Origin of the sequence: Maribacter sp. IgM3_T14_3, from assembly GCF_049603095.1 — a bacterium.
Lineage (GTDB): Bacteria > Bacteroidota > Bacteroidia > Flavobacteriales > Flavobacteriaceae > Maribacter.
The window spans coordinates 2,335,185-2,361,404 of sequence record NZ_CP187138.1; the positions used below are offsets into that span (position 1 = coordinate 2,335,185).

The 26,220-nt window shown below is 35.3% G+C and carries 26 protein-coding genes and 1 pseudogene; 17 read left to right on the plus strand and 10 right to left on the minus strand.

All coding sequences use genetic code 11. The features are described 5' to 3' along the window. Positions 1-22: 22 nt before the first annotated feature. Positions 23-1,300 carry a branched-chain amino acid transport system II carrier protein gene (locus ACPF9A_RS10450; RefSeq protein ID WP_424004209.1) on the minus strand — a complete coding sequence of 426 codons (1,278 nt, stop codon included), beginning with the start codon at positions 1,298-1,300 and terminating at the stop codon, positions 23-25. A 249-nt stretch (positions 1,301-1,549) separates the two neighbouring features. Here ACPF9A_RS10450 and ACPF9A_RS10455 point away from each other — a divergent pair, with 249 nt between their 5' ends. Then, complete coding sequence (locus ACPF9A_RS10455; RefSeq protein ID WP_133685911.1) at positions 1,550-1,780, plus strand: hypothetical protein; 231 nt, start codon at positions 1,550-1,552, stop codon at positions 1,778-1,780. An 11-nt stretch (positions 1,781-1,791) separates the two neighbouring features. On the opposite strand, the pseudogene ACPF9A_RS10460 reads toward ACPF9A_RS10455, so the two are convergent. The 5 genes and pseudogenes from ACPF9A_RS10460 to ACPF9A_RS10480 all read right to left on the minus strand — a co-directional run. Further along, positions 1,792-1,941: pseudogene (locus ACPF9A_RS10460) on the minus strand (thiamine-phosphate kinase); the annotation flags it as partial. Continuing rightward, a complete protein-coding gene (locus tag ACPF9A_RS10465; protein WP_424004211.1) occupies positions 1,938-2,591 on the minus strand; it encodes a hypothetical protein in 654 nt (217 codons plus the stop codon). The gene ACPF9A_RS10465 and the pseudogene ACPF9A_RS10460, both read right to left, overlap by 4 nt. An 82-nt stretch (positions 2,592-2,673) precedes the next feature. Then, entirely contained in the window at positions 2,674-3,804 is a 1,131-nt protein-coding gene (locus tag ACPF9A_RS10470; RefSeq protein ID WP_424004213.1) for a helix-turn-helix domain-containing protein, read from the minus strand. Between the two features lie 58 nt (positions 3,805-3,862). Further along, positions 3,863-4,906 carry a thiamine-phosphate kinase gene (gene thiL / locus ACPF9A_RS10475; RefSeq protein ID WP_424004215.1) on the minus strand — a complete coding sequence of 348 codons (1,044 nt, stop codon included), beginning with the start codon at positions 4,904-4,906 and terminating at the stop codon, positions 3,863-3,865. A gap of 98 nt (positions 4,907-5,004) precedes the next feature. After that, the gene (locus tag ACPF9A_RS10480; protein ID WP_424004217.1) at positions 5,005-6,462 is read right to left on the minus strand and encodes a Gfo/Idh/MocA family protein; all 1,458 of its coding nucleotides are present in this window, start codon (positions 6,460-6,462) and stop codon (positions 5,005-5,007) included. Between the two features lie 132 nt (positions 6,463-6,594). On the opposite strand from ACPF9A_RS10480, the gene ACPF9A_RS10485 reads away from it, so the two are divergent. The 14 genes from ACPF9A_RS10485 (at position 6,595) to ACPF9A_RS10550 (ending at position 19,443) form a co-directional block, all read left to right on the plus strand. Continuing rightward, the gene (locus ACPF9A_RS10485; RefSeq protein WP_424004219.1) at positions 6,595-7,842 is read left to right on the plus strand and encodes a choice-of-anchor B family protein; all 1,248 of its coding nucleotides are present in this window, start codon (positions 6,595-6,597) and stop codon (positions 7,840-7,842) included. Positions 7,843-7,844: 2 nt separating this feature from the next. Beyond that, positions 7,845-9,188 carry a hypothetical protein gene (locus ACPF9A_RS10490; protein ID WP_424004221.1) on the plus strand — a complete coding sequence of 448 codons (1,344 nt, stop codon included), beginning with the start codon at positions 7,845-7,847 and terminating at the stop codon, positions 9,186-9,188. Between the two features lie 120 nt (positions 9,189-9,308). Next, positions 9,309-9,638 (plus strand): HesB/IscA family protein, encoded by a 330-nt coding sequence (locus ACPF9A_RS10495; protein ID WP_073241609.1) that lies wholly within the window; start codon positions 9,309-9,311, stop codon positions 9,636-9,638. A 79-nt stretch (positions 9,639-9,717) separates the two neighbouring features. Continuing rightward, positions 9,718-11,163: a Fe-S cluster assembly protein SufB gene (gene sufB, locus ACPF9A_RS10500; RefSeq protein ID WP_424004223.1), complete on the plus strand. Its 1,446-nt coding sequence runs from the start codon at positions 9,718-9,720 to the stop codon at positions 11,161-11,163. Positions 11,164-11,222: 59 nt separating this feature from the next. Next, positions 11,223-11,975: a Fe-S cluster assembly ATPase SufC gene (sufC, locus tag ACPF9A_RS10505; RefSeq protein WP_282048849.1), complete on the plus strand. Its 753-nt coding sequence runs from the start codon at positions 11,223-11,225 to the stop codon at positions 11,973-11,975. Positions 11,976-12,051: 76 nt separating this feature from the next. Continuing rightward, the gene (gene sufD, locus ACPF9A_RS10510) at positions 12,052-13,368 is read left to right on the plus strand and encodes a Fe-S cluster assembly protein SufD (RefSeq protein ID WP_424004225.1); all 1,317 of its coding nucleotides are present in this window, start codon (positions 12,052-12,054) and stop codon (positions 13,366-13,368) included. A gap of 122 nt (positions 13,369-13,490) precedes the next feature. Beyond that, positions 13,491-14,108 carry an outer membrane protein gene (locus tag ACPF9A_RS10515; protein WP_424004227.1) on the plus strand — a complete coding sequence of 206 codons (618 nt, stop codon included), beginning with the start codon at positions 13,491-13,493 and terminating at the stop codon, positions 14,106-14,108. A gap of 92 nt (positions 14,109-14,200) precedes the next feature. After that, positions 14,201-15,415 (plus strand): aminotransferase class V-fold PLP-dependent enzyme, encoded by a 1,215-nt coding sequence (locus tag ACPF9A_RS10520; RefSeq protein WP_424004229.1) that lies wholly within the window; start codon positions 14,201-14,203, stop codon positions 15,413-15,415. A 104-nt stretch (positions 15,416-15,519) separates the two neighbouring features. Beyond that, on the plus strand, positions 15,520-16,590 hold the full coding sequence (locus ACPF9A_RS10525) for a zinc metalloprotease (protein ID WP_424004231.1): 1,071 nt from the start codon (positions 15,520-15,522) through the stop codon (positions 16,588-16,590). A 76-nt stretch (positions 16,591-16,666) separates the two neighbouring features. Next, the gene (locus tag ACPF9A_RS10530; protein ID WP_424004233.1) at positions 16,667-17,101 is read left to right on the plus strand and encodes a hypothetical protein; all 435 of its coding nucleotides are present in this window, start codon (positions 16,667-16,669) and stop codon (positions 17,099-17,101) included. A 37-nt stretch (positions 17,102-17,138) separates the two neighbouring features. Next, positions 17,139-17,564: a SufE family protein gene (locus tag ACPF9A_RS10535; RefSeq protein ID WP_424004235.1), complete on the plus strand. Its 426-nt coding sequence runs from the start codon at positions 17,139-17,141 to the stop codon at positions 17,562-17,564. 6 nt (positions 17,565-17,570) lie between these two features. After that, complete coding sequence (locus tag ACPF9A_RS10540) at positions 17,571-17,903, plus strand: SUF system Fe-S cluster assembly protein (RefSeq protein WP_036151130.1); 333 nt, start codon at positions 17,571-17,573, stop codon at positions 17,901-17,903. Positions 17,904-17,936: 33 nt separating this feature from the next. Further along, positions 17,937-18,443, plus strand: coding sequence for a DUF2480 family protein (locus tag ACPF9A_RS10545; RefSeq protein ID WP_424004237.1), 507 nt, complete (start codon positions 17,937-17,939; stop codon positions 18,441-18,443). A 73-nt stretch (positions 18,444-18,516) separates the two neighbouring features. Continuing rightward, positions 18,517-19,443, plus strand: a complete 927-nt coding sequence (locus ACPF9A_RS10550; protein ID WP_424004239.1) for a DUF3078 domain-containing protein — start codon at positions 18,517-18,519, stop codon at positions 19,441-19,443. A gap of 283 nt (positions 19,444-19,726) precedes the next feature. Here the strand turns inward: ACPF9A_RS10550 and hflX are convergent, their stop codons facing one another. Beyond that, the gene (gene hflX / locus ACPF9A_RS10555) at positions 19,727-20,938 is read right to left on the minus strand and encodes a GTPase HflX (RefSeq protein ID WP_424004241.1); all 1,212 of its coding nucleotides are present in this window, start codon (positions 20,936-20,938) and stop codon (positions 19,727-19,729) included. 164 nt (positions 20,939-21,102) lie between these two features. Between hflX and ACPF9A_RS10560 the strand changes: the two genes are divergently transcribed. Both ACPF9A_RS10560 and ACPF9A_RS10565 read left to right on the plus strand, forming a co-directional pair. After that, the gene (locus tag ACPF9A_RS10560) at positions 21,103-22,080 is read left to right on the plus strand and encodes an endonuclease/exonuclease/phosphatase family protein (protein WP_424004243.1); all 978 of its coding nucleotides are present in this window, start codon (positions 21,103-21,105) and stop codon (positions 22,078-22,080) included. A 160-nt stretch (positions 22,081-22,240) separates the two neighbouring features. Continuing rightward, complete coding sequence (locus tag ACPF9A_RS10565; RefSeq protein ID WP_424004245.1) at positions 22,241-24,442, plus strand: S8 family serine peptidase; 2,202 nt, start codon at positions 22,241-22,243, stop codon at positions 24,440-24,442. 4 nt (positions 24,443-24,446) lie between these two features. Here ACPF9A_RS10565 and ACPF9A_RS10570 read toward each other — a convergent pair whose 3' ends face one another. The 3 genes from ACPF9A_RS10570 to ACPF9A_RS10580 all read right to left on the minus strand — a co-directional run bounded on the left by ACPF9A_RS10570 (position 24,447) and on the right by ACPF9A_RS10580 (position 26,219). Beyond that, entirely contained in the window at positions 24,447-24,956 is a 510-nt protein-coding gene (locus ACPF9A_RS10570; protein WP_424004247.1) for a DUF3124 domain-containing protein, read from the minus strand. Positions 24,957-25,048: 92 nt separating this feature from the next. After that, positions 25,049-25,771, minus strand: a complete 723-nt coding sequence (locus tag ACPF9A_RS10575) for a 3'-5' exonuclease (protein ID WP_424004249.1) — start codon at positions 25,769-25,771, stop codon at positions 25,049-25,051. Between the two features lie 163 nt (positions 25,772-25,934). After that, entirely contained in the window at positions 25,935-26,219 is a 285-nt protein-coding gene (locus tag ACPF9A_RS10580) for an addiction module antidote protein (RefSeq protein WP_324024627.1), read from the minus strand. Position 26,220: the final 1 nt, after the last annotated feature.

Genomic DNA, 26,220 nt, shown 5'->3' on the forward strand with positions numbered 1-26,220 from the left:
GATAAAATAAATTTTAAGGAAGTTATTTTTTGATGAATTTGCTATACAAATTTGAAAGTACAAACACCACTAAAGCGGGTAATACCCACCCCAAACTATATTCTTGCAGCGGAATCCAAGAGAAGGTATCCGTTTTAGGTGCCAATGCACTAATACTACCTAAGAAATCTGGAATACTAAACACTATGGTGGTAATCGTAACTGCTCTGAAAATAAAAACAGATGCATATTTATCTGGCACTACATTTAATAGAATAAGAATAATGTTTATCGGATAAATGAACATTAAAGATGGTATGGCCACTGCAATAATATAGGCGACATTGAATTGACCTACTAAAACACCAAGTACACTACCAAGAATTGCAGTTATTGTGTAGACCGTTTTTGAATCATTCAATCTAGATGCTGCAAAATCTGCTGTTCCGGTAACAATACCAACTGCGGTAGTAAAGCATGCTAGCCCTACCAAAATACTCAGAAACAAATTACCGATGTTTCCTAGACTTTGTTTGGCCAAGCCAGATAATATTTCTGTTCTCGTGGTATCGGCATCAAAGACCGAATGTACCAATGATCCAGAAAGAATTAATCCCATATAAATTAAAAACAACGATAAACCCGCAAACCAGGCGGCGTTGCGTATTAGTAGCTTCTTATCCTCATAAGAGGCATGGGTGTATTTTAAGTTGATCGATATAATAATTACTCCGCCAACAACGACAGCGCCTATAGCATCAAATGTTTGGTAGCCTTCTAGTATTCCGTTTGTAAACGGACTCGCAAATGAAGTGCTTTCGAAATCAAATGGGAAAGAGAAAATCGTTATCCCAATCACCAAAAGCAAAATTAGAATGATAGCTGGTGTCAATATTTTACCTAAAATATTCAGAATTTTAGATCGGTTTAAAGCGAATAACAATACTAAAGCAAAGTAGATACTGCTCGTATACCAAGAGGAGATATCCCAGTAGGGTTGTATTGCTATTTCGTGGGTTACCGAAGCAGTTCTAGGGCTAGGTAATGCAATAGCAATGGCATAAATGAAAAAGGCATAAATTAAACTGAAGCTTGGCGATACTTTATTGCCAAAATCTATAAGTGTGCCTTGCAGTTTTGCATGTGCCAAAATACCAAGTACAGGAATTGCCACTGCTGATAGTCCGAAACCGATGGTGACAATGAGCCATTGATCGCCAGAATTAAAACCTAATAATGGGGGTAAAATAAGATTGCCCGCTCCAAAAAAAAGGGAGAACAATGCAAAAGCCGTAACGAGGGTTTCCTTCTTTTTAAACATGAATGCAAATTAAGTGAAAGATTATTAAATAACAGTCAAGGCAAGGTTTTTCATTTTTTGAAACAGCAAAAAAAAGGGTGTTGACAACAGGTTAGGTAAAACTCACAACAATTACTGGTACAGGCCTTTAATATGACGTACCTTAACCAAAGGAAACAATGTGTATGCTAATTTCCTTGAAATTCAACCTTATATTAATCGCATTTTCTCGATAACCCAAATCGAAATTTTTGCATAAAAACCTACAGCATGAAAAAATTATTCTGCAACATTTTCGGTCACCACTATTCAATATCTAAAAAAGTGACCTCTCACATTAAAGAGTACAAGTGTATTCACTGTCAAAAACAGGTAACTACAGATGTAAGTGGTAATCTTTCTAATTTAACTCCTGAGTTACAAGATATCAACAGAACTTTAGAGCATATTTACCAAAGAAGACATACTACCGCGACACAACAACAGCAACAGGTAGCATAATTCGTCTTGTTTTAAGTAAATGAATTCCAGCCCTGCGCGGTTAACGGAATCTTCGTATTATTCCTAGAAATTAAGAAAGCACCTTCGTCTTTTCCCGTGGTATGCCCTATGACGGTCAAGTTTGGATTACCCTTAATTTTTGGGAATTCTTTTTGGTCTATATTTTTTTGATTTTATTTTTTCTCCAAAAAAAGAGAATAAATCCTATTGCCAATAGCGTTCCAAATATAGATGGTAAAAATTGGCTATAAGGTTTATATTCTGGTAAAACTGTACCAGTAAAAGCTGCTAGTAGAGCTGTAAATGAAGCAATCATCTTATAAATGTGTTCATAAAGCCATCGATTTTTATATTTGTTTTTAGGTAGAAAGTATCTAACGAAATCATAAGCGATTATTAAAAATAATGCTGCTACTGTACTATAAATAATCCCAGATGCCCATATTAGGCCAATCGTTTCAATATAGTGCATGAAATATAGTCCAGACCCCAAAGCTATTATTGCTACAATAATATCTAATAGTTTCGGTAGGCTTTTTTTATTTCCTAAAACTCTATATCCAGAAAACGCTTGATATCCACTCAGTAATGTAAGTACTAAAAGAAATGTATTTACCTTAAAAATAAAAACCCCAATAAGCCCTGTCATTATTACAATAGCTATCAGGACAAGAAATAGGATGCCACTTGTCTTATGTGTTTTATTTCCTTTTGATGCTATCATAGCAATGATTGCCATTATCATTGCTAAACAACCTGAAGTAACATGTATCAAAATATTTAATTGGTGCGTAAAAGTGTAGTCGCTCATAACTTTAAAGTTTTTAGCAATATTACATTTAGATAATAATCTTCACGACCTAACCTATCGGTTGGCACCTGTAAAAAAGGGGTTAAGAGCTAAAATGGGAGGGAGTTTTGCCTGTATTTTTTTTAAAATATCGATTGAAAGAAGATTTTGATTTAAAACCACATTCAAATGCAATTCCTAAAATTGAAAGATGGTCATAATCATTAGACTCAATCATGGTCTTAGCCATTTCAACACGATATTGATTAATGTAATCATAAAAGTTAATTTTATAATATTGGTTAATGACTTGTGATAAGTGAGCTGGAGAAATATTTAAATTATCTGCAAGTAGCGCTAAATTGAGATTCTCGTTCATAAATGGTTTTTCTTGAATCATAAAAATTTCTAATCGTTGCGCCAATACTTCAATTTTATCATCTGTCAATCCTGATTTTGAATAAGGGGATTTTAGCTTTTCAGGAGAGCTATGAACTGGCGAATTGTTTTGAGAAAAATCAATGCTGGAAAACACAGCAGTTTGTTTGAATCCGTAAAATCCAAAAGCAATTAACATTAAGCTTAATGAAATACCGACCAATGCAAATGCATTTTTTAATGGGAATAATTGAAACTGAGTAGCTCCAAAAATCCAAATTGAAGTTATTACGAAAAGTATTAAAAATGAATTGACAACGTAGGTCAACCATTTTAAATCTATTTTCTCCTGAAATGAAAATAGAGTGGTTATTGAGGTTCTATGTTCTTTTAACAATAGTAAATCCCAAACACAATATAAAAGCCCAGAAATTGCTAAAGGAACTGCATAAAATCGAGACCAAAATGTATCACTTTTTTGAATAATTAGATAGCCGTCTTTTGCTATTATTAACATATCCCAATATTGTTGTGCACCGAATAAGATAATAACATAAATAACATATATGCTCGAATGGACGAGTATAGTTTGAGATAATACTTTGTGTCCTGTAAGATGTAAAATATAAAGATAAAGGACTGGCGCACCCAATAAAGGAAGGCTAAAAAAAGAAATAGCCCAAAACCCTGTCATTTCAAATTGATAGATGGTAATTTGGTAAAAAGCGACTTGGCAAAGCATAATGCCAATCCAGCTAAGAAAGAAGTAATCTCCTTTTTGTTTTGCTTTTTTAAACAATAGTAAAAAAAACATCAAGATTCCAACACCAAAACCAATATTCAGAACAGTTTCCATTTATACACTATAACTCTCCATGCCCCAAACTACGAATTTATATCATAATCAATCCTTTTTAAGTAAATGAATTCCAGCCCTGCGCGGTTAACGGAATCTTCGTATTATTCCTAGAAATTAAGAAAGCACCTTCGTCTTTTCCCGTGGTATGCCCTATGACGGTCAAGTTTGGATTACCCTTAATTTTTGGGAATTCTTTTTGGTCTATCGTGAACAATAATTCATAGTCCTCACCACCACTAAGTGCTACAAGGGTACTATCCATTTTAAACTCTTCGCAAGCTGAAATTACGGTAGGGTCTAAAGGTATTTTGTCTTCGTACAAATCAATTCCCAGTCCGCTACTCTTGCTTAAATGCAGAATTTCAGATGAGAGTCCGTCACTAATATCGATCATAGATGTTGGGTGAACATCTAATTTTTTCAATAGTTCAGTAATATCTTTTCTAGCTTCAGGTTTTAACTGACGTTCTACGATATAAGAATATGGCTCTAAATCTGGCTGACTATTAGGGTTCACTTTAAAAACCTCTTTTTCACGCTCCAACACTTGTAGCCCCATGTAAGCGGCACCTAAATCTCCACTAATCACTAAAAGGTTGTTTGGTTGAGCACCTGATCGATAAGCTATATCTTCTTCATTTGCGATACCGATAGCGGTAACGCTAATCATTAATCCTGTTTTAGATGAGGTAGTATCACCACCAACTAAATCGACATTATATGCCTTACATGCTGTTGCCACACCAGCGTAAAATTCTTCAAGCGCCTCTAACGGAAATCGATTTGAAACTGCAATTGAAATAGTTACTTGGGTCGCCGTGGCATTCATGGCGTAAATATCAGAAAGGTTGACCATTATAGATTTGTAACCTAAATGCTTTAGGGGCATATAGGCAAGGTCGAAATGTACCCCTTCTATTAAAAGGTCTGTGCTGATAACCGTTTTTTTATTTTTAAAATCTAAAACTGCAGCATCATCACCAATACCTTTTACAGTAGACTTTTGTTCGATTTTAAAATCTTTAGTTAGGTGTTCTATGAGTCCGAATTCACCTAATTTCTCTAATGACGTCCTTTCTTGTTCTTTATCTTCTAGCATGTTGCAAAAATAAGAAGTAAAACAAGATGAATGGTATAAAAAAATCCGAAGCTGAAAAGCTTCGGATTAACTATTGAATTAGTAACTATATTTTGGTCTTATCCTACAGAATACCCATCTCTATAGGTACGTTTTACATATTTGTTTGCAGGTTCGAAATTGGTGACTTTCATATTTGCTGCATCCCACTGTAAACGTTTTCTTCCGTAGTATTGTTTTCCACCGCCCCAGAAGCTTTGATTTTCAACTGTCGGATCTACTTCAAAATATGATTTTAATGCTAAGTTTCCGATAAGGATACTTTCAGTGAACGGACCGGCATAATCAAAAGAAGAACTTGTTTCTGCATTGCCATAACCAGCCATACAAGCATTTACCCATTGTAAATAATGACCTTCTGGTACACGTGCAATTGTTTGTTCTACTTCAAATTGTTCGTTAAGGGTTAATGGTAATAACCTTGGGTTTGCACCGTAGCAATCTGCCATTAATTTTCCTTTTGTACCAATGAATAGTACGCCACCATCCCAGTTTCCTAAGGCTTCGTCATCGCCTAATTCTTCTGGTCTTTCAGGTAGCAATCCGCCATCCATCCAAGTAACTTTTATTTTTCCTTTACCATCCGTTCTTGGATAGCTTAAGTGTATTTTACTAGAGTTGGGGAAACTTTTTGGGTAGTCTTTATATTGAAAATTTCCACTGAAAGAATCGGAAACGCTACATTCTACGGTATCAGGATATAAAATCGGTAATATTCTATAAACAGGATCCATAATATGACATGCCATATCGCCAAGTGCACCTGTTCCGAAATCTGACCAACCTCTCCAGTCAAAAGGTAGGTAGGCATTGTTGTAATCTCTAGCAGCAGCGGTACCCAACCAAAGATCCCAGTTTAGACCTTTCGGGATTTTATCTTTTTTGGTAGGTGTTTGTAATGCTTGTGGCCAAATGGCTCTATTTGTCCAGCATTTTACGGTATGTACTTCACCAATAATTCCTGTATCATAAATTTCTTTCATGGTACGAACACCATCGCCAGAACCACCTTGGTTACCCATTTGAGTAACTACCTGGAATTTTTTTGCTGCTTCGGTCAACATTCTTGCCTCCCAAATATCATGTGTCAATGGTTTTTGAACGTAAACATGTTTACCCATAGACATTACCTGGTAAGCTGCAACGGCGTGGTTGTGATCTGGCGTAGCTATTGAAACGGCATCAATATTTTTACCTTCCTTATCTAGCATCTCCCTGAAATCGTTGAAATAACTTGCTTTTGGGAATGCCTCTCTAGACGCTATCGCTTGTCTGTCATCGACATCGCAAAGAGATACAATGTTTACATTTGGGCTTTCAGCAAAAGAAGCGATATCGCTTTGACCTTTACCACCAACCCCAATACCGGCAATATTCAGTTTGTCGCTTGGTGCAACGTAACCTGTACCGCCCAAAACGTGCCTAGGTACGATCATAAAACCGGCTGCCGCCATACCGGTATTTTTCATGAATTTACGGCGGGTGTTGTTTTTGTCGTTCGATTTGTTGTTTGACATATGTTGTAGTTGTTGTTTGATTTGGTATTGAAGGTAATTTATTTCAATCAATAACTTTTAAGGTATTTATAGATTTGTTATTTTTCAAAATAAGCAATTACTATCTTTAGGTATTGAAAATAAATCGATTACATGAATAAAGGCATTTGGTTTTTAATATGTATTATAATTTTTGGATGCTCATCGGATGATGTTGCGCCCGATGTAATAGATGCTGTTGGTGAAGAGGAAACCCCTACAGATACTCCCGTGCAAAATGGTGTAATTCCATGTGAAAACGGATTTGCAGGTATGTACCCATGCAGCGGGTATGATTTGGTAGCACATATCGCATTAGATGTTTTTTCTGCCAATGAGGCCAATGATATATGGGGATGGACAGATTCTGAAACAGGCAAGGAATATGCTATTTTGGGTTTAGCGAACGGAACAGCCTTTATAGATATTTCTGATGCCGAAAACCCTGTATATTTAGGAAAATTGCCAACCGCTACAACTTCTAGTTCTTGGCGAGATGTAAAGGTATTTGAAGATTATGCTTATGTAGTTTCTGAAGCTAATAACCATGGTGTTCAGATTTTTGATTTAAAGAAACTAAGAAACCTGAATAATGGTCCTCAAATTTTTACCTCAGATGGTAGGTATACCAATTTGGGTAATGCCCATAATATTGTTATTAACGAAGATTCTGGTTTTGCCTACCCTGTTGGCACAGCTAGAAATGATCAATTTAATGGCGGTGTGCATTTTCTAAATCTTCAAAATCCGATAGCACCAACACTTGCTGGGGGCTGGGGGTTAAATGGTTATACACATGATGCTCAAGTAATTACTTATAATGGTGCTGATACTAGGTATGTGGGTTCAGAAATTTTTGTCGGTGCCAATGAAGATTTGGTAGTTGTGGTAGATGTTTCAGATAAAAATGCACCGGTTACCTTAGCTACATTGTCTTACCCAAATGTTAGTTATACGCACCAAGGCTGGTTTACCGAGGATCATCGCTATTTTATTTTTGGAGATGAATTAGATGAGGTGAATGTAGGATTCAGGACACGTACATTTATTTTTGATATGGAAGATTTGGAGAATCCGGTGCTCCACCACACCTATTCAGGCCCTACAGCGGCTATTGATCACAACGGTTATGTTTTAGGAAATGAGTTTTTCTTAGCGAATTATACTGCTGGGGTTCGAGTTTTAGATATCACCGACATAGAAAATAAGAATGTAACCGAAAAGGCTTTTTTTGATACGTATCCTTCAAATGATAATACTCAATTTGCGGGGGTGTGGAGTGTTTACCCTTATTTCGAGAGTGGTGAAATAATTGTTAGTGATATTAATAACGGATTTTTTATCATTCAGAAATCGAATTAATTATGCGACATATACTTCTGATTTTGCTTTTTTCTATCCTTTTTTCTTGTGCTAAAGAAGAGGCAGAAGTATCTATTGATGGGTTGAAGACTGATTTTAAGGGGGAGTTAGATTGGATAAAGAGTTTTGGCGGCAGTGGAAATGAAAGTGCCCAAGCCATTGTAAAAACAAATGATGGTGGATATGCTATTATTGGGCATACATCAAGTATTGATGGCGATATTTCTACAAAAAATCAAGAAGAGAATGATTATTGGTTTTTGAAGTTTGATGAAAACAATAATTTACAGTGGAATAAAACATATGGCGGTAGTAAAGATGACATTGGTCAAAGCTTAGCGCTAACAAAAGATGGTGGCTATATCTTAACAGGATATTCTATGAGTAGCGATGGCGATGCGTCTAATAATGAGGGTTTTCATGATAATTGGATTATAAAATTAGATGCTCAAGGCGTTTTAGAATGGGAGAGTAGTTATGGTTTTTCTGGTCATGACCACTCGTACGATATTCTTGAGGCATCGCAAGGAGGTTATTTTTTTACGGGTTTTTTAGATATTACTTCGGCTAGGGCAGACGGTAATACCGAGAAAGTAAATTCATTGACTAGCCATGGAGTTGGAGAATTTTGGGGAACTAAAATTGACGAAGAAGGTAGCGTGCAGTGGCGCGGTTATTTTGGAGGAACAAATAATGACAGGGCACATAGTGCAGTACAAACAAGCGATGGCGGCTTTGTAATGGCAGGTTTTACTGAAAGTGAAGATTATGATATTAGTGATACCAACGGCAGTTATGACTTTTGGGTGGTGAAAGTAGACACGTTTGGAAATTTTGTTTGGGAACATTCTTATGGTGGCGAGGGTATAGAAGTTGCTTATGATATTGCAAAAACTAATGATAATGGTTTTGTGATAGTAGGTAATACCTTCAGTACAGATGGTGATATTCTATTGAATAACGGAGAGTCTGATATGTGGATGATTAAATTAGATGAAGAAGGAAACATGATTTGGGAACAAACCTTTGGTGGTAGTCAGTTCGATTTGGCGCAAGCTGTAATTCAAAGTAAGGATGGGGGTTTTATGATAACTGGTAATACTAAAAGTGACGATAAAAATAGTACTTCAAATAATGGGGAAAATGACATTTGGGTCTTAAAAACGAATGCATTTGGCAGTCTGGTTTGGCAAAAATCTTTTGGTGGTTCAGGGTTAGATTTCGGCTTTGATTTAGTTGAAAATGTAGACGGAAGCATCATGATAATCGGAGAATCTTCAAGTACAGATTTCAATTCCTTAACTTCTAAAGGAAAATCTGACCTAATTCTTCTAAAAATCAAATAGTCGCACTTTTCTGTATAGTATTTCTCTATTAATATATACGTTATAATAATGTTAGGTTCTATGGAAAAAACCTACTTATGACGTATATTTGTAAACTATTTAGATTAAATCTAGTTAATTATGATTCAAGTATCAGAAACGGCTAAACAGAAAGTAATCAACCTAATGACAGAAGAAGGTTTTGATGCTACTACGGATTATGTACGTGTTGGGGTAAAGAGTGGTGGATGCAGTGGCTTATCATATGAGTTAAACTTCGATGATAAGAAAGACGACGCTGATAAAGTATTCGAAGACAATAATGTACGTATTATCGTAGACAAAAAAAGCTTTTTATATTTAGTAGGTACAGTTTTAGAATACTCTGGCGGACTCAACGGAAAAGGTTTTGTTTTTAATAATCCGAACGCTCAAAGAACGTGTGGTTGTGGCGAGAGTTTTTCATTATAGAAGTAAAGTTTTGAATACGTGAAATGATATGTGGTTAATTTTTTAACTCATTTACTTTTTTACTTATTACATAGAATATATGGCATATACAGAAGAAGAATTAAAGAAAGAATTGGAAACCAAAGAGTATGAGTATGGTTTCTACACAGATATTGAATCTGATACATTTCCTATTGGGTTAAGCGAAGAAATTGTTATTGCGATTTCAAAGAAAAAAAAAGAGCCAGAGTGGATGACGCTTTGGCGTTTAGAAGCTTTTCGTATTTGGCAAAGTATGGAAGAGCCTACATGGGCAAATGTGCATTATGAAAAACCAGATTTTCAGAATATCAGTTATTATTCTGCACCAAAATCTGCAGATCCTAATAAAACGTTAGACGATGTAGATCCAGATTTGTTAGAAATGTATCGTAAGCTTGGTATTTCTGTTGATGAGCAAAAGAAATTACAAAATGTAGCTGTTGATATTGTTGTCGATTCTGTTTCTGTAGCAACAACTTTTAAAAAGACACTAGCTGAAAAGGGAATTATTTTTATGCCTATTTCAGAGGCTATAAAAGAACACCCAGAATTGGTGAAGAAGTATATGGGTACTGTTGTGCCTCAAAAAGATAATTTTTATGCGGCTCTAAACTCCGCAGTATTTACAGATGGATCTTTCTGTTATATACCTAAAGGGGTAAGATGCCCAATGGAGCTTTCTACTTACTTTAGAATTAATCAAGCGGGTACAGGTCAATTTGAACGTACGTTGCTTATTGCTGATGAAGATAGTTATGTAAGTTACCTTGAAGGTTGTACTGCTCCGTCAAGAGATGAAAATCAATTACACGCTGCCGTAGTAGAGCTAATTGCTTTAGATGGTGCTGAAATAAAATATTCTACCGTTCAAAACTGGTATCCTGGTAATAAAGAGGGTAAAGGTGGGGTTTACAACTTCGTTACGAAAAGAGCTATCTGCGAGAAGAACGCTAAAGTATCTTGGACACAAGTTGAAACAGGTTCGGCAGTAACATGGAAATATCCTTCTTGTATTCTAAAAGGAGATAATTCAATCGGTGAGTTTTATTCTATCGCCGTAACGAACAATTACCAACAAGCAGATACAGGTACCAAAATGGTTCACCTTGGTAAAAACACCAAGAGTACAATTATATCTAAAGGTATTTCTGCAGGTAAATCTCAAAACAGTTACCGTGGTTTAGTGCAGATAAATAGCCGTGCCGATGGTGCGCGTAACTTCTCTCAATGCGATTCCTTGTTAATGGGTAACGAATGTGGTGCACATACCTTCCCGTATATCGAAGCGAAGAATAAAACGGCAATGATAGAGCATGAGGCTACAACTAGTAAAATTGGTGAAGACCAAATTTTCTATTGTAACCAAAGAGGTATACCAACAGAGAAAGCGATTGCCTTAATTGTAAACGGTTTCAGTAAAGAAGTACTAAATAAACTACCAATGGAATTTGCTGTTGAGGCCCAAAAATTATTGGAAATTAGTTTAGAAGGTTCTGTAGGATAAAAAGTAATTAAGATTTTAGTAAAACGCCATTGGCGCCACAATATTTAAAGTAACATATTATGTTGAAAATTAAAGATCTACATGCTAGCGTAGATGATAAAGAGATATTAAGAGGAATAAACCTAGAGATTAAAGCAGGTGAAGTACATGCTATTATGGGACCTAACGGTTCTGGTAAAAGTACACTAGCTTCTGTAATTGCCGGAAACGAGCGTTTTGAGGTTACTCAAGGTTCAATTGAATTAAGTGGTGAAGATTTAGAAGAAGTTTCTCCAGAAGAAAGAGCACATAAAGGTGTTTTTCTTTCTTTTCAGTATCCAGTTGAGATTCCGGGTGTTTCTGTAACCAACTTTATGAAAACTGCCATTAACGAATCTCGTAAGGCTAAAGGACTTGAAGATATGCCTGCAAAGGATATGTTGAAATTGATTCGTGAAAAATCTGAGTTATTAGAAATTGACCGTAAGTTCTTATCTAGATCATTGAACGAAGGTTTTTCTGGTGGTGAGAAAAAGAGAAACGAGATTTTTCAAATGGCAATGTTAGAGCCAAAGGTTGCAATTTTAGATGAAACCGATTCTGGATTGGATATCGATGCTTTACGTATTGTTGCTAGCGGAGTTAACAAACTAAAAAGTAAGGATAACGCTGTAATATTAATTACACACTACCAACGTTTATTGGAGTATATCGTACCTGATTTTGTTCACGTTTTACACAATGGTAAAATAGTAAAATCTGGTGGTAAAGAACTTGCTCTAGAGCTTGAAGAAAAAGGATACGACTGGTTAAAGCAAGAAACAGCGGTGTAAAAAATTAGTACTAAGTACAAAGTACTTAGTATAGAGTACTTATTACTTTGTACTAAGGACTTAATACTAAAGATATATGGATTTAAAAGATAAATTGATTTCCTCTTTTATGGCGTTTGAGAACAACGTGGATGTTGAACATCCGGTACACGATGTTCGTATGGCAGCTATAAAAAATTTTGAGGAAAAAGGGTTTCCTTCTAAAAAGGAAGAAGCTTGGAAATATACTTCATTAAATAGTTTACAAAAAATAGATTTCAGCATCTTCCCGAAGGAACAGAATGCGTTGGAATATAAAGATGTAAAGCGTTATTTCATTCACGAAATTGACACCTATAAAATTGTTTTTGTTGATGGTATTTATAGCTCTTTCTTGTCTGAAACTACACATGATGGTGTAGATATCTGCTTAATGAGTTCAGCGCTTACCAAGCCAATGTACAAGCAGATTATAGATGTGTATTTTAATAAAATCGCATCTAAAGAAGAGTCTTTAACAACATTGAATACGGCTTTTAGTCGTGAAGGGGCATATATCTATATCCCGAAAAATAAAATGCCTAAAAAACCAATTGAGATATTACATTTCTCTACTGGTAATGAGGCTTCTCTTTTATTACAACCAAGAAATTTAATTGTAGTAGAAGAAAATGCTGAGGTTCAAATTATTGAGCGTCACCAGAGTTTAACATCAAACGACACACTTACTAATGCAGTAACCGAAATATTCGCTGCTAAAAGTGCTATTGTTGATTTTTATAAAATTCAGAACGATGCGGCTACGGCGTCATTAATCGATAACACGTATGTTGACCAAAAAGACAAAAGTGTTGTTAACGTTCATACCTTCTCTTTCGGCGGTAAATTGACTCGTAACAATCTTAACTTTTATCAAAACGGTGAGTATATAGATTCAACCATGAATGGTGTTACTATTCTAGGGGAAAAACAGCATGTGGATCATTACACATTAGTGCATCACATGCAACCGAATTGTGAAAGTCATCAAGATTATAAGGGAATTTATGGCGATAGCTCTACGGGTGTTTTTAACGGTAAAATTATCGTAGATAAAATTGCTCAAAAGACAAATGCTTTCCAAAAGAATAATAATATTCTTATTAGTGATAAAGCAAGCATCAATTCGAAACCTCAGTTAGAGATTTTTGCCGATGATGTAAAATGTTCTCATGGCTGTACTATTGGTCAGTTAGATGAAGATGCTTTATTCTATTTACAGTCAAGAGGTATACCAAAGAAAGAGGCAAAGGCTTTATTAATGTATGCCTTTTCTAATAATGTTTTAAATACGGTTCGTATTCCTGAACTAAAAGCTAGAATAAATAAATTGATAGCTAAGAAACTGGGCGTAAACCTTGGTTTCGATTTGTAGAGACATTCATTGTTTTATTCAATTAAAATTAACGGTTCGTTAGGTTATTCTTAACGAATCGTTGTATTTTCTTACATTAGTAAAGTCTATTTTAGCGCGGTTAATTCCTGACTAAAATAAATATGAAAAAAATCATTCTTGCCTCTTTTTTAGTTTTCTCTTCCTATTTAGTGCACGCTCAAGACCAGAAATGGAGTATTGAGGCTAATTACCCCTTAGTTGCTAATAGTAATCTGCAAAATGATTTCAACGGAGTTTTGGATTTGGGTATCAAATACAGATTTGCAAATCTTGGTCCTGTTATTTTAGGCGCAGGATTCAATGCGGCTTATCTGAAACACTTTGATAATTTTACCTACGGATCAGCAAGCGAGCAGGATTTGGAGTTTGATTACAAAGCAAAACAGTTATTATTACAACCTAAACTATTTGCAGAGTTGCCTATTCCAGGCCTATCTGCTCTTAGACCTCAAATTGGTCTAGGTTATTCGTTTAGTACAGTAGATATAAATTATGATAATGGGGATCAATTTTTTGTTGATGATACCAATACCGAAGGAGGTTTCAACCTAAATGTGGGATTGTCTTATGATATATCTAAACGGTTTTTCGTTCAGGCACAATACGATTATCTTACTATAAAATATAATGGAGAATCTGAAATTAATGGTCAAACAAGTAATTATGACTTTAAAGAGAAAACAGGCTTTATAAAAGCTGGTGTCGGATTCCGTTTTTAACTTTTATTAAACATAGATTATCACAAAAGGATAATGTACAATACCCGATATGTTTTCATTATCGGGTATCTTTGTATATAAGAAGATTGACTATGCTAAATATTAAAAAAATAAGAGAAGATTTTCCAATTCTTAAGCGTCAGGTAAACGGTAAACCATTGGTCTATTTAGACAATGCCGCTACATCGCAAACTCCGCAGCAGGTAATAGATGTTATTGTAGATTACTATCAAAACTACAATGCGAATATTCACCGTGGGGTGCATACGCTTTCTCAAGAAGCGACCGATAAATACGAGCAGGCTAGAATTAAGATTCAGAAGCATTTTAATGCAGCAAAGTCTTATGAAATTATATTCACTTCGGGAACCACCCATAGTATCAACCTTGTAGCCAACGGATTCGCTTCTTTAATCAAAAAAGGAGATGAGGTATTAGTTTCTGCTATGGAGCATCATTCTAATATTGTGCCGTGGCAAATGTTATGTGAACGAACCGGAGCAATCTTAAAAGTAATCCCTATGAATCTAGAAGGGGAATTACGAATGGATGTTTATGAGGAACTTCTAAACGATAAAACGAAACTGGTTTTTTGTAACCATATTTCTAATGCTTTAGGGACTATTAATCCGATAGAAGAAATTATAGAAAAAGCACATAAGGTTGGTGCTGCCGTATTAATTGATGGCGCACAGGCTGCTCCGCATTTAATAGCAGATGTTCAAGCTTTAGATGTTGATTTTTATACCTGTTCTGCACATAAAATTTGTGGTCCTACAGGTGAAGGTATGTTATATGGTAAAGAAGAGTGGTTAAATAAATTGCCCCCTTACCAAGGTGGTGGTGAAATGATAGCCGAAGTAACTTTCGAGAAAACGACCTATGCCGATTTACCGCATAAATTCGAAGCAGGCACCCCTAATATCTGTGGTGGTATCGCTTTTGGCGCAGCACTAGATTATATGAATGCTATTGGCTTTGAGGAAATTGCCAAGTATGAGCACGAATTGCTAGAATACGCGACGGAGGAATTACTGAAGATAGACGGACTCAAAATTTACGGTACCGCTAATGATAAGACTTCTGTTATATCATTCAATATCGAGGGTATTCACCCATATGATATAGGTAGTATTTTAGACAAGTTGGGCATTGCCGTTCGTACGGGGCACCATTGTGCACAACCGATTATGGATTTCTTTAAAATACCAGGCACCGTACGTGCTAGTTTTGCTTTTTATAATACCAAAGAAGAAGTAGATGTACTTGTTGCGGGCGTAATTAAAGCTAAGAGCATGTTGCTTTAACTGGGTAAAATTTGTTAAAATCTATATTTTTCCTAACATTTCTTTAACATATTGTTAATATTTTATATATTGGGTCAACACTAATTATAAAATATTGACTATTTATGAAAAAAGTAATTTTAAGCGTTGCGTTATTAGGTGCATTTCTAGTATCGTGCGAAAATGATTCCCCCATCTCTGATAATACGGTAGAAGAATCTCAGGAAGTACAAGTAGATATGAGCGATTTTAGCTTATATGTTGATCAAGATGACATCGCAGGTAAGTCTGCCAGTAGTTTAGAGAAATGCGTATCCATGAAAAATTTGGAATACAGATTATCTAAGAATAATGGACTAGCGAAAAAGATGTATGATATTGAATATAATACGCGTAAAGCCATTGCTTTAAAAGGTCAAGCTAACAAAGGTAAACCTACAGGAGGCAATGAAGGTGGTGGAACTACCCCTTCTATTTATGAAGGAGCAATTACTATTCCCGTAGTTATCAATATCATTGAACAGTTTTCTGGGCAAGTAACGCAAAACCAAATTAATTCTCAAATTAGAATATTGAATGAAGATTTTCAGAACAATAATTCTAATACTGGTAATGTACCTTCTGCTTTTGCAGGTCTTGTTGCCGATATCAATGTTACGTTTGTATTAGGTACTGTAAATAGGGTAGTGAACACTAAAGCTTCTTGGGGTACCAATGATGCCATGAAAATACCATCTCAAGGTGGTATCGCACCAACAGATGCAACTAGTAATCTAAACCTTTGGGTTTGTGAAATTGGTGGCGGTATTCTTGGTTATGCTCAATTTCCTGGTGGGTCTAATGCAACTGACGGAGTAGTAATCGGAACCGATTTCTTTGGTGAAACTAATGCTGGTGGAATTTATGGAAAAGGTCGTACCGCAACACATGAAGTTGGTCACTGGTTAAATTTAAGACATATTTGGGGTGATGGTAGATGTAATAGAGATGATTTCGTTGCAGATACTCCATCTTCTGATGCTCCTAATTATAATTGTCCAATATACCCTACAGTTAATTGTAGAACTGCTGACATGACAATGAATTATATGGATTATGTACAAGATGATTGTATGTACATGTTCACCTCTGGTCAAAATGATCGTATGCGTGCATTGTTTATAGCTGGCGGACCAAAAGAAGGTTTTATAAACTAAAATTATTCTTAAGCTTATAATAAAAAGGACATCCAATGGATGTCCTTTTTGTATTATTACATGTAAACATATACTAATGAAAATAGTCTTTTTGCTCTTTGGCATTATTACGCTTAATACTTGTGGTCAAAAGTCAATGCCTAATAAAACAATTATTACCGAATTTAAATATGAAGCTAGTACAAGAGGCTCTAATTATACATGTTTGATAAATGAAAACGATATAGATGTGATATCAAAAGGAATATCTGATTTTCAAAAATCTAAAAGTATCAATAATGAGCAATGGAGCTCTTTAATAAACTTATCAAAAACTATAGATGTACTGAATTTAGAGAACCTAATTGCGCCTAGTAATAATAGTCATACTGACAGGGCAAGAATTGCCACTTTAACTATAATAACACCCGATAGTTTTTATATCTCGAAACCTTTTGATGAAGGTAATCCTCCTTCACAATTAAAATCTTTGATAAACAATATGTTGACCATTGCTAAAACTGTTGATTAACATGCTTACTTGTTGTAATTTTGCATAAAATATGGTAATGGAAATTAAAGAGATACAGGAAGAGATTATAGATGAATTTTCTATGTTCGATGATTGGATGCAGCGCTATGAGTACATGATCGATCTTGGCAAATCACTTCCATTAATTAACGAAGAGTTTAAAACTGACGATAACATTATTAAAGGTTGTCAAAGTAAGGTTTGGGTACATGCCGAATTAGAAGATAATAAATTGGTTTTTACGGCAGATAGCGATGCTATAATTACGAAGGGTATTATCGCCATTTTAATACGTGCATTTAGCAACCAAAAACCACAAGCTATCTTAGATGCCGATACGCAGTTTATTGATGAAATTGGGTTAAAAGAGCACTTATCGCCTACAAGGGCAAATGGTTTGGTAAGTATGATCAAACAATTAAAGTTATACGCAGTAGCGTATCAAACACAAATTGAAGACTAGAAGATTATGAGTGATGAAAATATTGCTGAAGACAGCGCAGAATTAGGAGAGAAAATCGTTAAGATTTTAAAAACTATATATGATCCAGAAATTCCTGTAGATATCTATGAATTAGGGTTGATCTATGATGTTTTGGTGAATGAAGATAATGAAGTGAAAATATTAATGACGCTTACATCTCCTAACTGTCCGGTTGCAGAAAGTTTACCTGCAGAAGTAGAAGAAAAAGTGAAGTCATTAGATGCCATTAAAGATGCTGAAGTTGAAATTACTTTTGACCCACCTTGGACACAAGATTTAATGAGCGAAGAGGCGAAATTAGAATTAGGTCTTCTTTAATTAGATTGTTGTATCAATTTAAAAGATGCCTTTATGCAAGATGAAATTTTAAATAAAGTTGCCCAAAGCAAACTAATTACTTTTAACCTAGAAGATTACTATCCGAAAGGTAATAGAGTGGTTTTAGATATCAAAGACTGGCTTTTTGAAGGATTTATCTTAAAGGAGAAAGATTTTAGAAGCTATGTTGAAGCACATGATTGGTCTCAATACGAGGGTGCTTATGTTGCTATGAATTGTTCTACCGACGCTATTGTGCCGGGTTGGGCGTATTTATTATTAAGTGTAAAGCTTAGTGGTATCGCAAAAAAAGCGATTCAAGGTACTTTAGTAGATTTAGAAACAAGTATTTATCAATCTATAATTGAGAATCTAGATGTTTCTGAGTATCAAGATCAACTGATTATTGTTAAAGGATGTAGTAAAAAACCTGTTCCAGCAAACGCTTATCTGTTCCTCGCAGAGCGTTTAAAGCCTGTCGCTAAGTCTATTATGTATGGTGAGGCTTGCTCTTCTGTGCCGTTATACAAAAGAAAATAACATATTCCTACTTAAAGATGTTGCGAAGTATTATTACCTTTGCGCCACTAATAAATTATAAACATTAATTATTATGAAGAAAATTGTATTAACTCTAGCTCTTGCATTTGTTGCAACTGTTGGTTTTTCTCAGACAGAAGAAGAACTAAAAGGTCAATTAGGTGCAGCAAAAGATTCTATCGCAGCTATTCAAGGAAGAGCTGACGCCATTCAAGGTGCTATTGACGCATTGCCAGGATGGAAAAAAGGTGCATTTGGTACTATAGGTGCAAACTTAAGTAGCTTTAACAACTGGTACGGTCAAGGTACTCCAGATTTATCTTCTGGTAACATTGGTGTAACTGTAAACGCTTTTGCTAATTTAAACGAAGAGAAATTCTTCTGGAGAAACTCTGGTAACATCAATTTAGGATGGGTTAAGTTCGACGATAAGAATGATGATACTGATGATGACAGTTTCAAACAAGGAACAGATGTATTTAACATCTCTTCTCTTTATGGAAGAAAGCTTAATGAAAAGTGGGCTATTTCTGGTTTAGCAGAATACAGAACTACAATATTGAATAACTTTAACGATCCAGGATACCTTGACTTTGGTGTTGGTGCTACTTGGACTCCTATTGCTGATTTAGTTGTTGTAATTCACCCATTAAACTACAACTTCGTATTTAGTAAAGGGGATTCAGTATTTGAATCTTCTTTAGGTGCTAAAATCGTTGCTGATTACACGAAACAAATCGGTGCGGTTAACTTTAAGTCTAACCTTTCTATGTTTCAAAGCTATAAGAGCGGTAATTATTCTAATACTACTTGGATCAACTCTTTTGGTTACACATTATGGAATGGTATTGGTTTAGGTTTTGAATTCGGTTTACGTGATAACAAGCAAGAAGCAGTAAATTATGCAGTTGGTACATTAGGCGAAACTGCTACTGATTTTGATACTGTTGACAACAAATTACAGACGTATTTCTTATTAGGTCTTAACTATTCGTTATAAGCATTAGATTAACTGAAATATAATATTTTACAAATAAAAAAGCCCTCTAAATAGAGGGCTTTTTTCGGTTAAGTAATTATCGTAAAATTTGGGATTTTACTTTTTAGTTTTCATAAGTTAAATATCGATTTGGGGTCAAGACTTATCTTAAGTACACTGTAAAATTAACTCATATGGTCTTGTTGAAAACAATTTATGTTGTGAACTCATCTCATAATGTGGTGAGATTTACCATCTGTTTAATTTCATCGATGAACTACATTAATTCATTTATAATTGGTGTCTAATACTCGTCTAAATGTTCCGGATAAAGGAAATTGTTATATGGAAAACGAGTGATATGAATGTCTCTTACCTCATCATAAACACGTTTTCTAAACTCATCTAGATTTTCTTTGTTTAATGCAGATATAAAAATAGCGCGGTCACCAACCTTTTCCATCCATGTTTGCTTCCAATCACTAATGGTAAAATGTCTTCCGGTGCGTTCTGTAATTAAATCATCATCATCGATAGTTTCGTGCTCGTACTGATCTATTTTATTGAAGACCATGATCATTTTCTTGTCTGAACTTTTGATTTCAGATAATATCTGATTTACCGATTCTATATGCTCTTCAAACTGCGGGTGAGAGATATCTACTATATGTAATAATAAATCTGCCTCGCGAACCTCGTCTAAAGTACTTTTAAAGCTTTCTACTAGCTGTGTAGGCAGTTTTCTAATAAACCCTACCGTATCACTTAAGAGAAAAGGTAAGTTTCCTATAACAACCTTTCTTACTGTAGTGTCTAGGGTAGCGAACAGCTTGTTCTCTGCAAATACTTCGCTCTTACTAATAACATTCATTAAAGTAGACTTACCAACGTTGGTATAACCAACCAAAGCAACACGCACCAAAGCACCGCGGTTACCTCTTTGGGTTTCCATTTGGCGATCTATTTTAAGAAGCTTCTTTTTTAATAAGGTAATACGGTCACGTACAATACGTCTATCCGTTTCGATTTCAGTTTCTCCAGGTCCGCGCATACCAATACCCCCTTTTTGGCGCTCAAGGTGCGTCCATAATCCGGTAAGTCTTGGTAACAAGTATTCATATTGTGCAAGTTCTACCTGTGTTCTCGCGTAACTTGTTTGTGCACGCTGGGCAAATATGTCTAAAATCAAACTGGTACGATCAATGATCTTACAGCGTAATTGTTTTTCAATATTACGTTGTTGACCAGGTGTAAGCTCATCATCAAAAATTACTGAGCCAATTTCATGCTCATCAACATATTTTTCAATTTCTTCCATTTTTCCGGTACCTATTAAGGTCTTCGGGTTTGGAATATCCATGCGTTGGGTAAAACGTTTTAAAACTTCACCACCAGCAGTGTAGGTAAGAAACTCTAGTTCATCTAGGTATTCCTTGACCTTTTCTTCATTTTGGTCTTTATTGATAATACCAATAAGAACCGCTTTTTCATAATCTATACTCTTCTTTTCTATCATAAATTCCGTAAAGTGTAAAATTAAGCAATTACCGATAAGCTATTTCGTATTTTTATTGACTCGATAATCGAGATTTTGTGCTCTTAGGCATTTCATGGAATATTAAATGAATACTCCCTAATGTCTTTTTGCTTCTCTAGAGTTGTTACTCCTTAAAATAATACATGCGATTTCCATTCTTTAAGAAAAAGACCAAAAAACAGCGTTATACGATTGCGTTCTACAATTTAGAGAATCTATTTGATCCAGAGCGTAATTCTAAGATTCTAGATAAAGATTATACACCCGACGGCGCTAAAAATTGGACGGTTGAGCGTTATCAACGCAAACTAGATAAGCTTGCAAAGACCATAGTTAAAATAGGAGATGAAGATCACCCTTACCCACCTGTATTAATAGGTGTTGCCGAAGCTGAGAATAATAGTGTTTTTAAAGCGCTGTTGGATACCGATGAAATGGATGATTTTGATTACGGATTTATTCATTACGATTCGCCCGATGAACGAGGTATCGACACAGGTCTTATTTACCGAAAGCGTTTTTTTAAAGTTTTACATTCAGAGCCATTGACCTTATTAGTCGATAATGCCGGCGGAGTTAGAGATACAACCAGAGATATACTATATGTAAAGGGCGAGCTTAATAAAGAGTTGGTACACGTTTTTGTAAATCATTGGCCTTCTAGAAGAGACGGTGGGGTAGAAACCGAATATAAGCGTGTAATCGCTGCCAAAGAAATTATACTTAAAATAGAACGTATTAAAAAAGAGGAGCTAGACCCCAATATTATAGTTATGGGCGATTTTAACGATGACCCTTCTTCAACTAGTCTTCAAACGATGACAGAAGGGGCTGGTCTATTTAATCCTTTTGAGAAGATTCATATACCTAATAGTAAAGGGTCATCTGTTTATGGGAATAAATGGAATATGTTCGACCAAATTTTAATCTCGAATTCTTTTTTTAAATTCCAAAAGAATACCCACAGTTTTGATGCTGCTGCCATCTATGATCATCAATCTTTAAAAGAGAAAGAAGGTAAATATAAAGGTACGCCCTACAGAACCTTTGTATCTGATCGTTATATGGGTGGTTATAGCGACCATTTTCCGGTTTATGCGGTGTTTACATTTAATTCTTAAGGCACACTTAAACGAGAGAAAAATCTTACACATCATAAATTAATGTTTTCACAACAGATTCACCTTTATGTTTAGGTAATTCGTCGAATAAAAGTGTTCATTCACCGAACACACTAATAGGTTTATATATTTGTAGTCCAAATCTTACAATTTTAAACTTATGTTGACTACCTACAATTCAACCTACCGTACAAGTAGTATCTTAATACTGCTATTTTTTGTGTTCTCGTCAATTCATATAGCTTCTGCACAAAATTCTCAACAACGATTAAAAATTGCTGAAAACAATAAGAGAACCGAATTGGCAAATTTTAAATCTAATTTGGTTTCTGAGTATGCTCTTGAAAGAACTCATCTTAAAGAGGTAGCAAAATTGAACAATTGGAAAATAAAGGAAACTTTAGCGAACGGTAAAAAAATAGAATTGCAAGGTATAGGGGTAGATGGTAGTCCTTTATACTATGAAACGTATTCTGATGAAGCTGGTATGGTATCTAGAGCGAGTACATTAAACACCGACGGTTTAATGGGACTGAATTTAGATGGTGACGGAATGAATGTTGGTGTGTGGGATGCTGGTGTTGCCTTAGAGAATCATATTGAATATGCATCTAGAGTTACTATTGCTGATAGTAATGCTGAGGTTGATGCACATGCCACTAGAGTTTCTGGAAGTATTATTTCTACGGGACTTAAAAAAGACGCTAGAGGTGTGGCTAATATGGCCAATGTAATTTCTCATGATTGGACAAGAGATAAAATTGAAGTAACCGAAGCTGCTGCTGACGGACTCCTAATTTCTAACCACTCTTACGGTATTAAAGCTGATCGTGTGCCAGACTGGTATTTTGGCGCTTATACTAAAGTTTCTCAAGATTGGGACAAAATTATGTACAATGCTCCTTATTATTTAATGGTTACCGCTGCAGGTAATGCACAAAAGAGTAGAGATAACGAAACACCTTCTTATGGTAAAACAGCTGATGGTTTTGATGTACTGTTAGGTTTCACCATTTCTAAAAACAATATTACCGTTGCAGCCGCCAATTCTAAGATTGACGGAAACGGAAATTTAAAAAGTGCCGATGTTTCTGCATACAGTAGCTTCGGTCCGGTTGATGATGGTAGAATTAAGCCAGATCTTGCCGGTAACGGTAGTGCTGTTTTATCAACCGATGCGATTAGTAATACTAGCTATAACACTTCTTCTGGTACCTCTATGGCGACACCAGGCGTTACTGGGTCTTTATTATTGTTACAACAGTATAACAAAGAATTATATGGTGAGTATATGAAAGCTGCGACCTTAAAAGGGTTGGCGTTACATACTGCCGATGATATTGATACAGAAGGTCCTGATTATAAAATGGGCTGGGGAGTTATGAATGCAAAAAATGCGGCTGAGGTTTTAAACAACAAAGATTTCTCTAGTCATATCGCTGAAGAGACTTTAGAAAACGGAAATTCATTTTCATTTGATGTAACTGCAGAAGGTAACGAAACATTGATCGCTTCAATTTCTTGGACAGATGTACAATCTAGTTTTATTAATTCTGGTCAGTTAAATAATACTACTGCCGCTTTGGTAAATGATCTTGATATCAGAATCACTAAAAACGGACAAACTTTTTTACCTTGGAAATTGAATCCTGCACAGGCAAATAGCCCTGCAACAAAAGGCGATAATTTGGTAGATCCTTTTGAAAGAGTTGAAATACCTAATGCAAATGGTACCTATACTATTACCGTTACCCATAAAGGTGAACTAGTAAACGCTATGCAAGATTTTTCATTGATCGTTTCAGGTGTTGCTATGACGACATGTTCTATAAATGCTTCAGAAGTTAATCTTGATGAAGCTGAAATGTCTACTGTAAAATTAGCTTGGAATGCTTCGGAAGATGCACTGTATGAAATTCAGTATAAAGAAGTTCACCAACAAGAATGGACAACAGAGTATATTTCTGTAAATAACTTCAGCTGGAAGGGATTGTTAAACGATACTACCTATTCTTTTAGATTAAGAACATTCTGCTCACAGAACATTGCTTCTGAATTCAGTGAAGTGGTAACATTTACTTTTAATGGTGAAGATACCGAGTTAGAAACTTTACATGCGTTAAGTGCAGATTCTGATATTCCGTTTAGCGTATACCCTAACCCTGCGGTAGATGAAATACAATTGAATGTAAAAACGTCTGATACTGCTATCTACAGAATAATGAGTACAGGTGGTGTAGCATTGAAAATGGATAAAGCATCAGATGCTAGAATCAATGTTTCAGATTTACCTTCAGGTTTGTATATATTACAAATTCAAGATTCGAATATCAACAAAAGCACGAAATTCTATAAGTACTAGAAAACTATTTTATTCTTCTAGATTGTGTAGTAAATGAGAGTCCTTGTTGACCAACGGTAGAATTCATGATACCTTCAAATAATGGCTCTGGGCAATCTTTTGGTGCTTGCCATTCAAAAATAAAGTTCGAACCGGTACCGCCTTCAACATCCATCTCGTCAATTATAATTTCAGCCGTTTCTAAAGGGGCTAAATAAATAGGGTGGCTAAAGTAATTTCTTAACGAAACCCCATGGGTATCAAAATACTCGGCCTTAGAAAGGTAAATAGTATCGACATCGCTTGTATTTCGTAAGCTGACCATAGCGGTTAAATTATGGGTTTTATGCTCAGAGCTGCTATAAATTTGAGAATAGATCGATAGATAAGATTTACCGTGCTCTAAAGAATCTTGAACCTTCATGGTAATTTTTCTCTTAGACCAGTTTTCAGGGTGTATAGAGCTTATTTCCTTTTCTTGTAAACAACTTGCCAGTACTATGACTACAGATAATAATAAGATGATTTTTTTCATAGGTATGGCTCGTTTTGAATAAATGTCGTTACTAACAAAATTACATCATTAGTGCTGTTTTTATATCGGTGGATGGTAATTTTAACGCGATTCTATGAATTAGCGACTTTCTTTACTTCATTATCGGTTAAAAGATTTTGATTTCTTAATCTTAAATAGACCTGAGCAGTGGTTAATACGTCTAGTTCGCAATAGGTAACGATTCGGCTTAAATCGTTTTCATCGTAATAGACCACCCTTACCATGCTGCCATCGATATCTTCTTTAGGGGAAGGTATACCCAGCACATGTGCCATAAGTTTTAGCGAAGTATAATGTTTGTAGTCGCCAAATTTCCAAAGCTCCATGGTGTCTATATGCGGGACTTCCCATGGCTTTTTGCCAAATAGATCTAGTTTTTGAGGTAGCGATATGCCATGAATAATCATTCTTCTAGCGATATATGGAAAGTCGAATTCTTTACCATTGTGCGCACAGAGTACATTTTTAACATGGCTAAAATGCTCGTCTAATAAGTCTTTGAAGTCCTGTAATAGCTTAGCTTCTTCTCCGTAAAACGTGGTGATTCTAAAACTTCGCACTTCTTTTTGAAAGGTAAAATAACCTACAGATATACAAATAATTTTACCGAACTCTGCCCAAATGCCAGCGCGCTCGTAGAATTCTTCTGCAGTTATATTATCTTTTCTTTGGTATTGAGATTTGTGCGCCCACAGTTCTTGTGTAGTTTCATCTAACTGGTCAAAAGAACTTTTTTCAGGGACGGTTTCTATATCTAAAAACAAGATATTTTCGAGATGTATTTTATCAGGCATAGTAAGGTAAGATACTAATAAGTAGGAAATTAACACAATTTTGCTTTTGTTGTACTTACATCTTTACTCGGTTTGGCTAAAATTTTTAGCTTTTATTTGTGGGAGAACACCTCCGTATATGAAACTTAGATTGTAAAAAGACACTATTGTGGTTCGTTATTTTTCATACTGATGTTGGATTCACTTGGATTTGTCCTCCTATTGCTTTTAATACTTTCATAATTGTGGCAAATTGAGGTTTTGCTCCATCTGATAATGCTTTATATAAACTCGGTCTACTCAAGCCAGTTTCCTCTGCAATTTTTGTCATACCAATCGCTTTTGCGATATTTCCGATTGCATTTATTACATCTGAATTATCCCCTTCTTCTAAAACCGTATTTAGATATTCTGCAATCATTTCTTTGCTTTCTAAATAATCAGCTATTTCAAATTTTGAAGTTCCCATT

What these genes read in the sequence shown, in the direction of transcription:
- ACPF9A_RS10580 (WP_324024627.1), bottom strand. Translation starts at nt 26,219, where the DNA reads ATGGGAACTTCAAAATTTGAAATAGCTGATTATTTAGAAAGCAAAGAA.
- sufC (WP_282048849.1), top strand. Translation starts at nt 11,223, where the DNA reads ATGTTGAAAATTAAAGATCTACATGCTAGCGTAGATGATAAAGAGATA.
- sufD (WP_424004225.1), top strand. Translation starts at nt 12,052, where the DNA reads ATGGATTTAAAAGATAAATTGATTTCCTCTTTTATGGCGTTTGAGAAC.
- ACPF9A_RS10560 (WP_424004243.1), top strand. Translation starts at nt 21,103, where the DNA reads ATGCGATTTCCATTCTTTAAGAAAAAGACCAAAAAACAGCGTTATACG.
- ACPF9A_RS10485 (WP_424004219.1), top strand. Translation starts at nt 6,595, where the DNA reads ATGAATAAAGGCATTTGGTTTTTAATATGTATTATAATTTTTGGATGC.
- ACPF9A_RS10480 (WP_424004217.1), bottom strand. Translation starts at nt 6,462, where the DNA reads ATGTCAAACAACAAATCGAACGACAAAAACAACACCCGCCGTAAATTC.
- thiL (WP_424004215.1), bottom strand. Translation starts at nt 4,906, where the DNA reads ATGCTAGAAGATAAAGAACAAGAAAGGACGTCATTAGAGAAATTAGGT.
- ACPF9A_RS10520 (WP_424004229.1), top strand. Translation starts at nt 14,201, where the DNA reads ATGCTAAATATTAAAAAAATAAGAGAAGATTTTCCAATTCTTAAGCGT.
- ACPF9A_RS10565 (WP_424004245.1), top strand. Translation starts at nt 22,241, where the DNA reads ATGTTGACTACCTACAATTCAACCTACCGTACAAGTAGTATCTTAATA.
- hflX (WP_424004241.1), bottom strand. Translation starts at nt 20,938, where the DNA reads ATGATAGAAAAGAAGAGTATAGATTATGAAAAAGCGGTTCTTATTGGT.
- ACPF9A_RS10470 (WP_424004213.1), bottom strand. Translation starts at nt 3,804, where the DNA reads ATGGAAACTGTTCTGAATATTGGTTTTGGTGTTGGAATCTTGATGTTT.
- ACPF9A_RS10530 (WP_424004233.1), top strand. Translation starts at nt 16,667, where the DNA reads ATGAAAATAGTCTTTTTGCTCTTTGGCATTATTACGCTTAATACTTGT.
- ACPF9A_RS10490 (WP_424004221.1), top strand. Translation starts at nt 7,845, where the DNA reads ATGCGACATATACTTCTGATTTTGCTTTTTTCTATCCTTTTTTCTTGT.
- sufB (WP_424004223.1), top strand. Translation starts at nt 9,718, where the DNA reads ATGGCATATACAGAAGAAGAATTAAAGAAAGAATTGGAAACCAAAGAG.
- ACPF9A_RS10495 (WP_073241609.1), top strand. Translation starts at nt 9,309, where the DNA reads ATGATTCAAGTATCAGAAACGGCTAAACAGAAAGTAATCAACCTAATG.
- ACPF9A_RS10535 (WP_424004235.1), top strand. Translation starts at nt 17,139, where the DNA reads ATGGAAATTAAAGAGATACAGGAAGAGATTATAGATGAATTTTCTATG.
- ACPF9A_RS10450 (WP_424004209.1), bottom strand. Translation starts at nt 1,300, where the DNA reads ATGTTTAAAAAGAAGGAAACCCTCGTTACGGCTTTTGCATTGTTCTCC.
- ACPF9A_RS10540 (WP_036151130.1), top strand. Translation starts at nt 17,571, where the DNA reads ATGAGTGATGAAAATATTGCTGAAGACAGCGCAGAATTAGGAGAGAAA.
- ACPF9A_RS10455 (WP_133685911.1), top strand. Translation starts at nt 1,550, where the DNA reads ATGAAAAAATTATTCTGCAACATTTTCGGTCACCACTATTCAATATCT.
- ACPF9A_RS10515 (WP_424004227.1), top strand. Translation starts at nt 13,491, where the DNA reads ATGAAAAAAATCATTCTTGCCTCTTTTTTAGTTTTCTCTTCCTATTTA.
- ACPF9A_RS10465 (WP_424004211.1), bottom strand. Translation starts at nt 2,591, where the DNA reads ATGAGCGACTACACTTTTACGCACCAATTAAATATTTTGATACATGTT.
- ACPF9A_RS10550 (WP_424004239.1), top strand. Translation starts at nt 18,517, where the DNA reads ATGAAGAAAATTGTATTAACTCTAGCTCTTGCATTTGTTGCAACTGTT.
- ACPF9A_RS10570 (WP_424004247.1), bottom strand. Translation starts at nt 24,956, where the DNA reads ATGAAAAAAATCATCTTATTATTATCTGTAGTCATAGTACTGGCAAGT.
- ACPF9A_RS10525 (WP_424004231.1), top strand. Translation starts at nt 15,520, where the DNA reads ATGAAAAAAGTAATTTTAAGCGTTGCGTTATTAGGTGCATTTCTAGTA.
- ACPF9A_RS10545 (WP_424004237.1), top strand. Translation starts at nt 17,937, where the DNA reads ATGCAAGATGAAATTTTAAATAAAGTTGCCCAAAGCAAACTAATTACT.
- ACPF9A_RS10575 (WP_424004249.1), bottom strand. Translation starts at nt 25,771, where the DNA reads ATGCCTGATAAAATACATCTCGAAAATATCTTGTTTTTAGATATAGAA.